Genomic DNA, 15,270 nt, shown 5'->3' on the forward strand with positions numbered 1-15,270 from the left:
AGAAATCGCATTGTCGTCGATATAAAATTTCCAGTATTGCTTGTTGTGAATCGACGCTGTGCGCAACGTCGTAACACCCCTCAACTTCCAACGAACACGATGTAAACGTCGCCCCCCCACCAACCGCGGCTAGCGCCGAAAGTGTGAATGCCCGTCGGGGAATCATCATGAATTCTTCAGTATGAAAACTAATATTGACGTTACAAAAAATATCGCCAATAACGCAACACCAAATAAAAACCGTAGCAAACCTGCTGGATACATCATTGTCATTCGAGATGTATTTACGGAGAAACCTGCACGATAGGCTAGTGAAACTAAGCGCACAAGACATAGTTCAAACTATTAATTCTTGTAGATTCAGTTCATTAATAAATTACGGTAATTATTCTTATATAAATTAACATTGAGGAAATTAATTATTTATGTGATAACATTTAATCTCTGTTCGCTCACTAAAAGGAAAATCAAATAATTCGTCGTTTAGCAAACGATATTTGTATTTTTTACTGCCGTGTCTGCGCCGTATGCAGAAGGAAACGAATACAACGATTACATTACTTGTGACGCTGGTTGCTTCGGCCTTTGTGGTTTGGAGGGCATATCTCAAGCAAAATGCAAACGTATCTGTGGCTGTTAAGATTTTAAATTGAATTTTGCAGGACTATCAGCGTTTCTTCGCTGCTGATAGTCCGTAAAAACCACCTAGTTGAGAAGGTCGCATCATAAAAACAATAGTTTTATTTTCGGTCGTAATTATCCCCGCGTTTTCGTATGCTACGCCAAGCTGGGCGAGTGAGCCGCCAACACCTCCGACATCTGAAGATGTGATCATCAATGGCAGTTTTACTGATATTGAAGCACGACGTGACTTTGTGGCGGGCAAAATCATTATTGGACGTAAGCGCATTCAAGAAAGTGGCTTACAGAATGTCGAAGATCTATTAAAACGTGAACCAGCCATCACTGTTGGTAAAGATGGTCGTATAGGTTTGCTGGGCATGCCCGGCGACACCCAGATACTGATTGATGGCATGCCGCCGACAACGGGAAAAGATATCAATGAACTGGATCTGATTCGCGTCGAGAAAATTGAAATTATTAAATCGGCTGTCGCTGAATTCGGACCTTTCGGCATTGCCGGCACGATTAACGTCATTACCCGCAAAATAGAGCGGAAAAAGACAGAACAATTACGTATCGGTACTAACAATGCCGATGGCAGACTCAGCGGCGACTTTTCTTATTCAATCAACCAAAACGAAACTGGCTCGCCACTGAGTTTCAATGCACAAATTTCTGCGTATCGCCATTCCACGGCAACGGACAGTGAGCTGGAACAAACCATTCGCCGTTCTGGGCTGGCGACGTCGGCTAATTACAAAGCTTCCGTGTTTAATTACAACCAGAATTCTGACTTTTCTGCGAACGGCGCTGTCGAATGGAAGGCAAATACACGTAACACAATTACCTTCTCCCCCGGCATCAGCAGCACTAATTTTGATCAGGGTAGTGCGGAATACAAAAACTATGCGGATGGAAATTCACGCCATTTGCAACAGCGAACAACCGGCCCCTTCGTATTTTTTGGTCTGCCGCTCAACTGGACTTATACACCAACCGACGACAGTGAACTGGTGCTGAACTGGAATTCCAATCGCATACGCTCACGCTCAGAAATGCATCAGTCGGAAACGATCTCTCAGCAAGCAACGACGTTCCGCCAAAGGAATGAAACCAAAGACATTGATTCAGACTTTTTACGTATCAACTACAAAGTCAGTTTGCCGGATCAACACGATTTCAAGGCAGGCGGGCACATTGGCTACGGCAGAAACAGCAATGAATTTAATAATCAGATCAATGGTGCTCCCGACCCAAGCCTCGACATATTAGGACAACGGCGCAACATCCGGCAAAATCAACGCCGCCTTTTCATGCAAGATGACTGGCACCTGAGTAATGAACTTGCACTGAATGCCGGCTTATCATTTGAAGATCGTACTATCGACATTAACGAAGGTGAATTCCATAGCGAGGTGCACTATCACTTATTTTCACCATCAGTTCACATCGCAAAAAAAATCGATGGCGATGAGGCGCGACAATTCCGGATCAGCATTGCACGCACATTTAAAGCACCGACCCCGGATCAGCTCAGCCTGAGGCCAACGATAAATCCTTTAGCAATGTGTGTCGCCAAAGAATTTTGCGGCATGAACGGCATAGAAACGCCAGATACGGCCGGTAATCCCGGCTTACAAGCTGAGCGAGCACTTGGATTCAATTTATCTTACGAACATGGCATTAGTGCTGATAGCCAGTTCAGCGTCGAACTCTATTCTCGTGCAATTGAACGCCTGATTGGCACTGACGTCGCACTAGAAACGGTATCATGGTCGACCATGCCAAGATATGTCGCCCGTCCGGCGAATCTCGGGAGTGCAACAGTACAAGGTGTTGATCTGGAAATGCAATTATCGATGCGCGACATTTGGCAGCAGGCGCCTAAACTTGAAGTTCGAGGTAGTCTCGGTTTTGCACGTTCACAAATCGATCGCTTGCCCGCCCCGGATAATCGTTTAGCAGATCAATCGCCTTGGCGCGCAAAATTTGGGTTGACGTATTCAGCTAAAGAATGGCCCTTAAAACTCAGCGCGGACGTTAACTGGACGCCGGGCGATTGGGTGCGTAGCAATATATCTCAGCGCATTTTCTACGCCAACAAAATGAATCTGAGTGCTAATGCTTCGTGGAAATTTACCTCCAACGTGAGATTTTTTATCACTCTCGATAACCTATTAAACAGAACATCGACACGTGTCGATGAATACGCCATCAATGAAGAATTAGTAAGGCTCCAAACAAATAAAAGAACGCCTGCCAAGATTGGTGCGCGTTTGGAAATTAAATTGTAATTATTGGCACCCTGCAGAAAAGGATGAACAAGTGAAAAAACAAATCAAGAATTGGATTATCAATATAGTGCTGATGACACTCACAGCAACCGCTGCGGTCGCAATAGGAAGCAATTTACCGCACCTCATCAACACTTGGCGCGGCCCTGTTAAAAGTGGCGATTTTTCATCCCATATAGAGAAAATGCCTTATCGTCTGACTTTATATGGGACAAGTACGTGCCCGCATTGTCACTCAGCCCGTGCATTTCTGAAGCAATCGGGCATCGCTTACAACGACATACTTATTGATCAATCTGCAGAGGCAATGACGAGTTTTAAAAAGTTAAAACAAGAAGGTGTGCCGGTATTAGTTTCAAAAAATAAATTAGTTGCTGGTTTTGATGAGAAGGCTTTTGACGCGATAATCAAGAGTCAACTCACTGATAAATAAACTGCTCAATAGATAAACATCTGATTTTTTAATTTACATTTTAATGAGGAGAAAGCATGAAAAAATATATTCTCGTATTCATTAGTTTTACCTTCCTGTCTGCATTATCGTCTTATGCGTTTGGAATCAAAAAAGATTGCTACAAACGCTGCATGAAGGAGCTTGACGATAAAGAAAGGTGTGAAAGAATTTGCAAAGACGACAGTGAGTAAATCAAGATAAGAATACGTTCCGTCGGTTCGACAACTGCAGGCTGCTTGCAACGACCAAGCAGCCTGCGAATGTCTGACAAGCGAACGAAATTTATTTCGAATGAAATTACTGACACAGCGTGCTAAGGTCTGATACCTCTGCTGTTGTCTTTTTTAAATACGCCATGTCTGCCAGTGTTCTTCGTCAGTTGTTTTCCATCGTCACTGTATTGATCGCCGCGCTGCTCGTCGTTGATGCGGTTTTTCTGATGTCCACCGGGCTGGTGAATTTCGGGGTGGTGCTGCCGTTGTGCATCGGTTGCGGACTAATCCTCTTGCGCTGGAAATGGTTGCAATTCGGGCGCTGGCGTTCGCAAAGAGTGTGGCGACAGAAAGTCTGGACGCTGGCGCAGTTGCTGGCTGGCGCGTGGTTGCTGAGTCTGGTTCTGTTTTTCATTTTCTTACAACGCAGCAATGATGCCGCCGGACTGACCGATAAAAATACAGCGACGGTCAAAGCCATCATGGTGTTGGGCTCGGGTTCATTAAAATGCAGTGCATCACCAACGCTGGCAAAGCGGCTGGATCTGGGGCTGGAATGGGCGCGGCGTTTGCCTGCGGCGAAGGTGCTGGTCACAGGTGGAAAAAACTGGACGCTACCTTGTAGCGAAGCCCAGATTATGGGCGATTATCTGCGTGTTCACGGGCTGGCAACCGAGCGCATCATTCAGGAAGAACGCAGCACCACGACGTATGAAAATCTGTTGTTCAGCCAGCCTTTGCTGGAAAAAAATGCGGTGACGCCGCACGATGGAATACTCATCGTCAGCAGTGATTTTCATGTACTGCGGGCACGCATGATGGCGCGTCGGCTGGGTTGGTCATCTGTGCAGACTGCCGGTGCAGCGACGCCGCTATACATACGTTATAACGATTGGCTACGCGAATACTTCTCATTCATCAAGGGCTTTTTACTCCGCATGTATTGATGCAGATCATCGCTTTGCGCTGGTCATACCACTGACGGGTCGGTTAGTATGAATCACTGCCGCATGACGCCGGGTTGACTGGATGCTATGCGCTATGCTTTCATTCCATTTCTTTTCCCCAACCCGCTGTGTTTTCACAGTGTTTCACCAGGTACAAAGAACATGCAAACTTCACGTTATCACCCTCTCTCGGCAGCCTTACACTGGCTGATGTTCATTCTGATCGCCGTTGCGCTCGCAGCAATTCAGATCAGGGAAGATATTCCGAAAGGCGAGCCTTTGCGCGACACCTTGAAGTCGGTGCACATGCTGGCAGGACAACTGGTGTTTTTATTTGTACTGGTTCGTCTGGCGCTGCGCTTAACGTTCAAGGCACCGGCCGCTTTACCGGGACCGCGTTGGCAAACCGGTAGTGCGCATCTGGTGCATCTGGTGCTGTATCTGATGATGCTGGGTTTGCCTTTGAGCGGCGTGCTGTTTTATCAGGCGGGCGGACGCGATGTCAGCTTTTTCGGCATGCTGTTGCCGCAACTGATTGCACCGAATCCTGAACTGAAAAGTAGCATCAAGGAACTCCATGAAACGGTGGGCGAAGCGATTTATTTTGTGGTCGGCTTCCACGTTCTGGCGGCGTTATGGCATCACTTCATCGTCAAAGATGGCACGATGCTTCGTATGCTGCCGTGGAAAAAGTGAGGCAGCACATCACCTCACGGCGGCGTAATGTCGCCTGAAAATGTCGGGACATTTTCCCTGCATAGAGTAAAAACGGGGGAGTATCTTCATTTTTATCTTTATTCTCAACGTAGAATAAGGGCCTCAAAATATACTCCCCGGTAGTATATTTAAGCAATCAAACTCACCGCCAGCCCGGACAGTGCCGCTGGCGGACTGCGGCAATATTCGCCACTGCTGGGTCCGGTCTGATCTGCCTCACTGCTGACAGGATCATGTCGCTATTAAAAAATTCAAGGCACTCTGCATGACAACACCACAAACAAAAAAAGACAGCACGCCGCATGCGTGGGTATGGCTCATTTTTTTCGCTCTGCTCGGCGCTTACGATTTGTTTACTGCCTGGAAAATGCAGTTACTCCCGCAGGCGCTCACCGGCGCCGCCTTCATCCTGTTTGCGATCTGCACTTACAAACACCGGGGTATTTTCCAGTTTTCAACCCGTGCCGGCGATGCATCACAGGAGAAGCCCGGTTTCGTCTGGAAAACCATGTATTACGGTGCGATGGTACTGATGGTCATTGGTTTTTCGATGAAGCAGGGCTGGCTGAGAGTCTGATGCGGAAAGTCAACGATGAAACATATTCAAAGGATATATCTGCTGCTCATCGCTCTGCTGAGCGTCTTGTGGCTGCTTGCCGATACGGTATTGAGCGAGCCTTATAATTTTTTCAGCTTACGAACGTCGCTGATGAATTACACCGGCATTATCGGCATCGGTGTGATGAGCATAGGCATGATGCTGGCGATACGGCCTGCGATAGGCGAAAACCTGCTCGGCGGTCTGGATAAATCCTATCGTCTGCACAAATGGCTGGGCATCACTGCGCTGGTCATTTCCATTATTCACTGGTTGTGGGCGAAGGGGCCGAAATGGATGGTCGGCTGGGGCTGGCTGACGCGGCCTGCACGTAAACCGGCAGCCGAGCAGACCGTGCCTTTATTTCAGTTTTTTCAAAGCCAGCGCCACCTCGCTGAAGAGGTCGGAGAATGGGCGTTTTATGCGATGGTGCTGCTGATTGCTCTGGCACTGATCAAACGTTTTCCGTATCGCTATTTCTTTAAAACCCACCGCTTGCTGGCGATTGTGTATCTGGTGCTGGTATTCCATTCCACGGTGCTGATGAAATACACATACTGGGATCATCTGATCGCGCCGCTGATGGCGGTGCTGATGGCGGGAGGCACGATTGCCGCATTGATGTCGCTGTTCCGTCAAGTTGGCGCGCAACGGCAGGCAGTCGGTGCGATCGAAGAGATTCAGTATCACACCGATAATCGCGTACTGAAAGTGGTCATCAATCTGAAAGACCGCTGGAGTGGCCATGTCGCCGGACAATTTGCGTTCCTGACGTTTAACCGCAGCGAAGGCCCACACCCGTTCACGATTTCTTCGGCGTGGAATGAGGATGGCAAACTGACGTTTCTGATCAAAGGGCTGGGTGATTACACCGATACCTTGCCAGCAACATTGAAAGCCGGTGATCTGGTGAAAGTGGAAGGCCCGTATGGGCGCTTCGCCTTTGACGATAACAAATCGCGCCAGATCTGGGTTGCCGGTGGTATCGGCATCACGCCGTTCATCGCGCGTATGCAGGCGCTGGCAGAGCAGGCCAATGCGCGTGAGATCGATTTGTTTTACAGCACGGCAGCGCCGGATGAAGATTTCATTGCAAAAATACAGGCCAGTGCCGACAAGGCTGGCGTGCGTTTGCATATCTTGCGCTCAGACGCTGATGGCAGACTCAGTGCTGACCGGGTTTGTGCGGCAGTACCGGCATGGTCGTCTGCCAGCGTCTGGTTCTGCGGCCCCAAAAATTTCGGCAATGCGCTACGCCAGGATCTGCTCGCAAAAGGTCTGTCCGGCAATGATTTTCATCAGGAATTATTTGATATGCGCTGATTCCGCGACGACATCAAAAAAGGCTGAACATGGTTCAGCCTTTTTTGTTTTAGCGCTTAACGCCCGTCATTGGAGGAACAGATCAGTTTGCCGCTGGCCGGGTCTTGTGAAACACCATAGGACTGTAAGGCACCGACGATGGCGGCGGCGATTGCAGTATGTGTTTTTTCATCGCGCCGATGATGTGCATTTCGCAGGGCTTACAATCAAATTTGAGCGTGTATTTTTCATCGCCCGTCACCAGCGTCATCGGTTCGGCCTTCACCTGACCCTGAACGCCCTTCACACCTTTCGCCTGTTTCGGGCACAGATTAAATGAAAACCGCAGGCAGTGTTTGGTAATCATCAGCGACACCTCGCCCGCTTCTTCATGCGCTTCATACGCAGCGGCGATCAGTTGTACACCATGCTTTTTATAGAACTCCCTTGCCTTGCTGTTATACACATTCGCCAGATAACTGAGCGTGGTTTCAGGATAAGCGACCGGTGGCTCGACTGCCGGTGTGCGGGGCTGGCGAGGCCAGGCTGCGATCCGCGCCGCCTCATGCGCTGCGACAGTATCGCGGCGCAAGGCATTGATGACAGAGGAAGGAACAAACCACGGATGGCGCAAACGCAGATCCACATTCGCCGCTTCAAACATGGTGTTACCGAGTTTGGCGAGACTGTCGCGCAGCGATGCTGCGGCTTTGTCGGCTTGCTGCGCCGGCTCCAGCGCCAGCGCTGTGTGTACTGATGAAGTGACGCCATCGGCATCATGCATAGTCAGCGTCAGACCGTCGCTATCGTCACTGAGCGTGAGCCAGACCGGCACGCGGCGCTCTGCCGATTTTTTGGTCAGCGCCTGTTCCCAGCGCTGATCGCGGTTGCGATTAATCAGCATGCCGACTTTCAGCCCAATCAGCTCGCTGACTTTTTCATTCGGAGAAATGCGCCAGACGTCGCCATTCTCATTCTTGCCCATGTGCTCGACGGTGTTCGCCTGTATGCCCACCACTTCGCGCTTGTGCATGTAGTTCAGACCATCGCCGTTCGCCATAGGCTCATTCGCTTCGATCTCAAACCAGGTCGTGCCTATGCGCGTGACATAACCAAGATGCAGACCGACGTATTTTGGCGAATCAAACGCACCGATATTATCCAAGCGCCCGTTGGCAAAATAATCGGTGTGACCACGATGGAAATTTTTATCAACATCCGGTGTAAACGCGATCTGGCTATGGCCGCTGGAGGCACGGGTAAATTCCGGGCGGCGTTCTAAAATTTCATCGAGCAACATACGATAATGCGCGGTGATATTTTTGACGTAGCCCATATCTTTGTAGCGGCCTTCAATCTTCAGCGACTGCACACCGGCATCGAGCAACGCTTCCAGATTGCGGCTCTGGTCATTGTCTTTCATCGACAATAAATGTTTTTCATACGCCACCACCCTGCCCTCGCCATCAGTCAGCGTATACGGCAAACGGCAGGCTTGCGAACAATCGCCACGATTGGCGCTACGGCCATTATCCGCATGCGAGATATAACACTGGCCGGAAAAAGCGACGCACAAAGCGCCGTGTACAAAATATTCCAACGGTGTTTTCACCTCAGCTTTAATCGCCTTGATCTGTTCTATCGTCAGTTCACGCGCCAGCACCAATTGCGAGAAACCGACATCGCCCAGAAATTTTGCTTTCTCGACGCTGCGGATATCGCACTGGGTACTCGCGTGTAACTGTATCGGTGGAATATCGAGTTCGAGTATGCCCATGTCCTGCACGATCAGCGCATCGACACCGGCGTCGTATAACTGGTGAATCTGTTTGCGTGCCGGTTCGAGTTCGGATTCATGCAATATCGTATTCATGGTCACAAAAATCCGCGCATGGTAGCGATGGGCGAATTGCACCAGCCCGGCGATATCACTGAGCTCATTGCTCGCATTGTGACGCGCACCAAACGACGGGCCGCCGATATATACCGCATCCGCGCCATGCAGAATAGCCTCGCGCCCGATATCGACATTCTTGGCGGGGGATAACAGTTCAGTTTGATTGACGAGCAGACTCATGGCGGTGACCGGTGACAAAGGAAGGGCGAAATTATAACGAAATCAAGGGCTTATGTCCTGAAACAGCATTTTTTCGCAGATAACGATAAGGAATTGGCATACCTAATAGGCATACAACACAGCGAATCTGTCATGACTTGCAAGCCGTCCGCAGACTGTTGCTGCCTGCTGCATTCCTCTACAATGCAGCATCGAAGAAAGAGGATCACCATGCTGAAACCGACGACGTGCTTGCTGGGAATAATATCTTCAACGCTGTATTCAGCCAGCCTGCTGGCACAAACGGTGCTGCCGCTGAAAGTGGAAGACGCTTTCCGTCATTCTCCGGTTCCGTCTGAGGCGATGAGTGCGGTGGTGATACCGCTGAATTCGGCAACTGCGACGCCGGTATTACAACAAAATGCCGATGCCAGTTTCAGTCCGGCATCGACGATGAAGCTGCTGACAACCCTGATTGCACTCGAAGAACTGGGGCCGACCTTTCGCTGGAAGACGCAATTTCTCACCGATAAGCCACTTAAAAAAGACACACTGAACGGCAATCTGTATTTGCGCGGTGGTGGCGATCCGAATCTGACCTGGGAAAAATTCAGCGTCATGCTGCGCGCTTTACGCACGCAAGGCATACGCAAAATCAATGGCGATCTGATTCTGGACCGCAGTTATTTTCAGCCTGAACGCCTCGACATCGGTGCGCCACCGTTTGATGAACATCCCGATGCGTATTACAACGTGATTCCTGATGCCCTGCTGATCCACAGCAATCTGACCTCATTCGCCATCGAATCAACCGCAGAAAGAATCGATACCCGTTTGCTGACGCCGCTCGATAAAATCAAATTTTCAAACCACCTGCATTTTAATGAGAAATCCTGCGCCGAATGGGAAAGTGAATGGAAAGCGCCGGCCATAGAATTTCAGCGTAAAGATCAGATCGAGATCATGCTCAGCGGCGGTTTTCCACGGCGCTGCAAAATCACCACGCACCTGAACATCATTGAACGCAATCAATACATTGCGCACATGTTCCGCACGCTGTGGCAGGAAATGGGTGGCAGCTGGCAAGGTCAGGTGCGCGACGGTCTGGTACCGGCGAATGCGACACTGTTACTTGAACGCGCCTCGGAAACGCTGGCAGATACACTGCGTATCGTGAACAAGCAATCTGATAATGCGATGGCGAAGATTTTGTTTCTGACACTGGGCGCAGAATCGCCTGACAAAATCAACGGCAACACCTTGCAAACCGCCGATGCCAGGGTCAGAAACTGGCTGGCGAAGCAAGGCATCAGTGATGCAGGACTGGTGCTCGAAAACGGCTCAGGCTTATCGCGCACAGAACGTATCAGCGCGAATCAGATGGCGGCGATTTTAGAAGTCGGTGCGCGCAGTTTATGGAGCCCGGAATTCAGCTCCAGCATGCCGGTCGCCGCGCTTGATGGCACCATGCGCAAACGCCTGAAAGGCAGCGCCGCTGAATTACGCGCCCGTATCAAAACCGGCACCCTGAAAAACACCACGGCGATTGCCGGTTATGTGCGCGACATTCACGATCAGGCGTGGATTGTTGTCGCCATGATTAACCACGATGAAGCGAGCAAAGCCAAGCCTGCATTGGATGAATTGCTGAACTGGGTTGCCGCTGGTCGGCCCTGAATACGCGCTGAACTGGCACTCTGTATGAGTCGCCGCAACAAAAAAGGCAGTACCGGTTGAATTACGGTGCTGCCTTTTTTTAAGGTACACAGAATTACTGTTTGTAATAGACGACCTGTGTGGTGGTTGCCAGTAATGCGCCGTCCGGCGTCCACAATTCAGCGATCTGATCGAAATAATTATTATAAAAACGATTCGCACGCGCATATCCCAGTACAGGCTGCGTGCCGTGTGCAGTCAGCGTTGCGGCATCCGCATGAAAATATACGGTCAGTGAAACGGTTCCGGCTGGCACTGCCTGTTTGCGTTTGATGAAAATACGCGGAAAAAATGCATCGGCAATCGCAGTCAGTGAGCAAAAATCCATCACGCGTGGTGGCTCATCGCGTATCCATTGCTGAGTGACCGTGTCGCTGCTCGTTTCCTGCGATGCCGGAGTCAGCCCGAGATGGCCGCGCAGCGTGCGGATATGGTAACGATTCACCCATGCCAGCCCGGTTGGCGGAATTTCCATGCCTTCACCGGCATCGCTGATGTCGGGAAACTGCGCTTCGGTTGCTGACCAGGTTTCACGGCGCGTCGCAAACAAGGCGGTGGCAGTGGCAGCGATCTGGCCGTGTTGCACTAACTCCATGCTCCAGTGCTGGGTTGAACGGTTGGTGCGGATCAACTTAGGGATAAGATCAAACTCACCGTCGGCAACGGGTGCGGCGAAATTCACCGTCAGCGCCAGCGGCTCGCCCTGACATTCCGGATGATCGATTACGGCGCGCAGCAAGGTCGCCGCTGTGACTCCACCAAACGGGCCGACCATATTCGCGTATTTCGGTGAAGTCTGGCCGCGGTAATGATCGCCCTGTGGCCTCAGTTGTATTGCTTCGTCAAACGGGTGCATCGTGTTCGCTGTCGTCATAGTCTCTCGTTTTGATTATTGTTGAACGTTGTTGAATGTGATGATTTATTGTCGGTGCTGATGCTGATCAGAAGCCGCGCACAGGAAAGCTGGCATCGCGCTGTATCCAGTTTTGCGGCGAATAGCGCGTTGCGCCATCGGTCACATGCAGGGTGTAGGCATGGCGCGATACCGGCGAGCGGTTCGGCGCGCTGTAATGCGGCAGCAGCCCGTGAAAACAGACCAGACTGCCGGCTTTGACCTCAAGCGGCACGGCAGTGCTGTCATCCGGCCACGGTGTGGCATCGAGTTTTTCCACGCGCACCAGATCACCTTCGCGCACAAAGCGTTCGCGCATAGCCGTGCGGTGTCCACCCGGTTCTGCCCACAGACAACCGTTATCCAGCGTCGCATCTTCGAGCGCAAACCAGAACGTCGTAACGCTGACCGGGTCGGTTTCAAAATAAGTCGCATCCTGATGCCAGCGCACCTCGCCACCGATGCCAGGCTGCTTGAAAATATACATCGACTGCCAGATTTGCGGCTGCTGCAAACCCAGTTGCTGCGCGACCTGTGCCAGCGCCGGGCCACGCGAAAACGCGCTGAAAACAGGGTCGAGATCATGCATCGCATGGCCGATTTTATTAATCGACAGCGATTTATCCTGACGCAGATTGCCTTGGGCGTCGAACGCTTCTTCTTCAAAAAAACAGCTGATGTTATTCGCTGAATTTAAGAAATAGTGATCGATATGTTGTTCCTGCTCTTTGGTCGTGAAGATGGAACGGGATTGCGCCGGGTCGAACGCATCGACAATCTGCGCCGCACGTTCGCGCAGCGCAGCGATCTCAGCTGCAGTTTTAAAATCCGGCACGACGACATAGCCATCTTGTGTGAATTGCTTGATTTGTTCTGTACTTAACATCGTGATTTCCTGTCCGTATCTATGGCTACGCTGTCTATCTTAATAGAATTTCTATGTCGCCGGCGGCAACACAGCCTGATCGCGATGTTGCTGTGTTGCTGCGGTGTTGCTACGATCGCGGTGATGAGAAAATAGACATTAACATTTCAGCACAGAAACATCAGACCTTGCATGAAAAATGTTAGCATCACCCGGGACAGACAAAAAAAGACAGTCCATCCACAGAACAGCGCTTCAGACTGCCCCGTTCGGAACGATAGCCCGGTTACCAGCGAGACTCCCATGATTGCTTTCATCAAGCGCCATATCAACACAGTGATCGATGCTGTCCGCGATCCGTATTTCTTGACCTGGTTTATTCCGCTGATGACGATCGCCCTGATCGCGGCGGGTCTGTTGTTTGAACTGATCAGCTACGACAGAATTTTTAAACTGGCGCATTTATATTCAACCCATTGTCGCGAACTGAATGACAAAGAAGCCTTTGCGATGCTGATGATGATCTTCATCGCCGGCATCAGCTGCCTGACAACGATAGGCGAATTAATGATTTTTGCCGACAGGCGCCGTCGCGGTCTGCGAATTACATACACCGGCCTGACGATCAGCGCATCGGCAGCCGTACTTTCTCTGGCACTGACGCTGGTGCTGTCACAACAATGGTGTCGCTGAGACGGATTACTCCCTGCATTGTTCACTCTTATCTCGCTATCGCACTAACTACCGGCAGCTGCCTCAGAACCGGTAGCGCAACAGCACAGTAGCCAGCCTGCGACCATCATCATCCAGTGACATTTATATACTCCCCCGGGTATATAAAATCCCCCTTTATTTTATTAGGACTATCGATAGTTTTTTAAAAAATAGGGGGGAGTATGCATATACGGCGGATTAACGCTGGTTTGTCGATGACGAATGCAGTAGCATCTCAGCTCTTTTTTGTTTTCGCCGTTACCGACGCATGATCTCGTTTTCAGCCTCACCGTTTTTGCTCATAAAAAATCACCGGAACATCGTGCGTACGGTGCTGACCGGCCTGCTCATCGCCATACTGAGCGCCTGCAGCTCACCACCGGTCAGCGTGAAAACAGCACCGGCACCATCGGCGATTATCGCTAATGCGCCACCGCCATCCTTACCCCTAAGCCGTGAAACGCCGCCGACACCGCGTGAATTCCGCGCCACCTGGGTATCCACTGTCGCCAACATCGACTGGCCGAGCCGCCGTGACCTCAGCAGCGATAAACAAAAAGCGGAGATCATCACCATTCTCGACAATGCGGTACAGATGAAGCTCAACGCCATCGTGCTGCAGGTGCGCCCGGCCGCTGATGCGATTTATCCGTCGGCGATAGAGCCGTGGTCGGAATTTCTGACTGGCGAACAAGGCCGCCCACCTTCGCCGTATTACGATCCGCTGCAATTCTGGATAGAACAGGCGCATGAACGTGGCCTGGAATTGCACGCCTGGTTCAATCCTTACCGCGCCCGCACCGCGCAGGCAAAAACAGCAGTGGCAAAAAATCACATCAGCAAAACTGCGCCTGACGCCGTGAAACAGTATGGCGATCAGTTATGGATGGATCCGGCAGAACCCATCGCCATGCAGCAAACGCTGAATGTCATCAGCGATGTCGTGCGGCGCTACGACGTTGATGGCGTTCATATTGATGACTATTTTTATCCGTATCCGGTCAAAGCCGCGAACGGCAGTGAGGTCGAATTCCCGGATGACAAAGCCTGGATCAGGTATCTGCAAAGCGGCGGCAATCTGATGCGCGCGGACTGGCGACGTGCCAACGTCAACCATCTTGTCGAGGCAATTTACAACGCGGTGCATCAGGAAAAAAGCTGGGTGAAATTCGGCATCAGTCCGTTCGGCATCGGCCGCCCTGACCGCTTACCGGCGGGCATCACCGGCTTCAGCCAGTACGACAAACTGTACGCGGATGTAGAACTCTGGATGGCAAAAGGTTGGTTTGATTATCTGGCGCCGCAATTGTACTGGCCTATCAATCAGACACCGCAGGCATTTAAGGTATTGCATGACTACTGGATAGGGCAGAATTTACAAAAACGTCAGATCTGGCCCGGCTTATATACCAGCCGCATTGATCACAGTGATAAATCCTGGCCTGCCGAAGAAATTCTGAATCAGGTGGATGCAGTGCGTGAACGCGGTGGTAACGGTCATATTCATTTCAGCGCTATCAGCCTGAATCAGAACCGCAAAGACATACGCAAACGCTTGATGACTGAAAAATACACGTCGCAGGCGCTGATTCCGGCAATGCCGTGGCTCAACAGCAGCAATATCACCGCGCCGCAGTTGCAACTGTCGGAGGACAAGAAAACCGTGGACGTGGCGCTGGCTGACGCCGCCAACACAAAATTACTGGCGATCTGGAAACGCACCGATCAGCAATGGCTGTTCTCAGTCCAGCCTGCGACAAAACTGAGCATTGATACCAGCGCTGATCCCCAGGCTGGTGCAATCCGCCAAATCAGCGTGATGGCGATCAGCCGTTCGGGTCAGGAGAGCCAGCAGGCGAGCGTGCAGTTACCCTGAAAA

The 15,270-nt window shown here is 50.9% G+C and carries 13 protein-coding genes; 10 read left to right on the forward strand and 3 right to left on the reverse strand.

Features of this window, described 5'->3' with window-relative positions; translation table 11 throughout:
* Window positions 1–827 precede the first annotated feature (827 nt).
* The 7 genes from ACOTSW_RS04175 (at window position 828) to ACOTSW_RS04205 (ending at window position 7,169) form a co-directional block, all read left to right on the forward strand.
* A complete protein-coding gene (locus ACOTSW_RS04175; RefSeq protein WP_423681172.1) occupies window positions 828–2,918 on the forward strand; it encodes a TonB-dependent receptor plug domain-containing protein in 2,091 nt (696 codons plus the stop codon).
* Window positions 2,919–2,949: 31 nt separating this feature from the next.
* Window positions 2,950–3,351 carry a glutaredoxin domain-containing protein gene (locus ACOTSW_RS04180; protein WP_423681173.1) on the forward strand — a complete coding sequence of 134 codons (402 nt, stop codon included), beginning with the start codon at window positions 2,950–2,952 and terminating at the stop codon, window positions 3,349–3,351.
* Window positions 3,352–3,407: 56 nt separating this feature from the next.
* Window positions 3,408–3,563 (forward strand): hypothetical protein, encoded by a 156-nt coding sequence (locus tag ACOTSW_RS04185; protein ID WP_423681174.1) that lies wholly within the window; start codon window positions 3,408–3,410, stop codon window positions 3,561–3,563.
* Window positions 3,564–3,727: 164 nt separating this feature from the next.
* Window positions 3,728–4,531: a YdcF family protein gene (locus tag ACOTSW_RS04190; RefSeq protein WP_423681175.1), complete on the forward strand. Its 804-nt coding sequence runs from the start codon at window positions 3,728–3,730 to the stop codon at window positions 4,529–4,531.
* A gap of 162 nt (window positions 4,532–4,693) precedes the next feature.
* Window positions 4,694–5,227 (forward strand): cytochrome b, encoded by a 534-nt coding sequence (locus tag ACOTSW_RS04195; protein WP_423681176.1) that lies wholly within the window; start codon window positions 4,694–4,696, stop codon window positions 5,225–5,227.
* Between the two features lie 286 nt (window positions 5,228–5,513).
* Complete coding sequence (locus ACOTSW_RS04200) at window positions 5,514–5,825, forward strand: hypothetical protein (RefSeq protein ID WP_423681177.1); 312 nt, start codon at window positions 5,514–5,516, stop codon at window positions 5,823–5,825.
* A 15-nt stretch (window positions 5,826–5,840) separates the two neighbouring features.
* Entirely contained in the window at window positions 5,841–7,169 is a 1,329-nt protein-coding gene (locus ACOTSW_RS04205) for a ferredoxin reductase family protein (protein ID WP_423681179.1), read from the forward strand.
* A gap of 82 nt (window positions 7,170–7,251) precedes the next feature.
* On the opposite strand, the gene ACOTSW_RS04210 is transcribed toward ACOTSW_RS04205, so the two are convergent.
* Entirely contained in the window at window positions 7,252–9,225 is a 1,974-nt protein-coding gene (locus ACOTSW_RS04210) for a peptidase U32 family protein (protein ID WP_423681180.1), read from the reverse strand.
* Window positions 9,226–9,435: 210 nt separating this feature from the next.
* Here ACOTSW_RS04210 and dacB point away from each other — a divergent pair, with 210 nt between their 5' ends.
* The gene (gene dacB, locus ACOTSW_RS04215) at window positions 9,436–10,881 is read left to right on the forward strand and encodes a D-alanyl-D-alanine carboxypeptidase/D-alanyl-D-alanine endopeptidase (RefSeq protein ID WP_423681181.1); all 1,446 of its coding nucleotides are present in this window, start codon (window positions 9,436–9,438) and stop codon (window positions 10,879–10,881) included.
* Between the two features lie 94 nt (window positions 10,882–10,975).
* Here the strand turns inward: dacB and ACOTSW_RS04220 are convergent, their stop codons facing one another.
* On the reverse strand, window positions 10,976–11,794 hold the full coding sequence (locus tag ACOTSW_RS04220) for an acyl-CoA thioesterase (RefSeq protein ID WP_186896904.1): 819 nt from the start codon (window positions 11,792–11,794) through the stop codon (window positions 10,976–10,978).
* A 67-nt stretch (window positions 11,795–11,861) separates the two neighbouring features.
* Window positions 11,862–12,698 (reverse strand): phytanoyl-CoA dioxygenase family protein, encoded by an 837-nt coding sequence (locus ACOTSW_RS04225; RefSeq protein ID WP_423681182.1) that lies wholly within the window; start codon window positions 12,696–12,698, stop codon window positions 11,862–11,864.
* Between the two features lie 282 nt (window positions 12,699–12,980).
* Between ACOTSW_RS04225 and ACOTSW_RS04230 the strand changes: the two genes are divergently transcribed.
* The gene (locus ACOTSW_RS04230) at window positions 12,981–13,370 is read left to right on the forward strand and encodes a hypothetical protein (protein WP_423681183.1); all 390 of its coding nucleotides are present in this window, start codon (window positions 12,981–12,983) and stop codon (window positions 13,368–13,370) included.
* Between the two features lie 343 nt (window positions 13,371–13,713).
* Entirely contained in the window at window positions 13,714–15,267 is a 1,554-nt protein-coding gene (locus ACOTSW_RS04235; RefSeq protein WP_423681184.1) for a glycoside hydrolase family 10 protein, read from the forward strand.
* Window positions 15,268–15,270 lie beyond the last annotated feature (3 nt).

The organism is Undibacterium sp. WLHG33 (assembly GCF_049544815.1).
Taxonomy (GTDB): domain Bacteria; phylum Pseudomonadota; class Gammaproteobacteria; order Burkholderiales; family Burkholderiaceae_D; genus Undibacterium.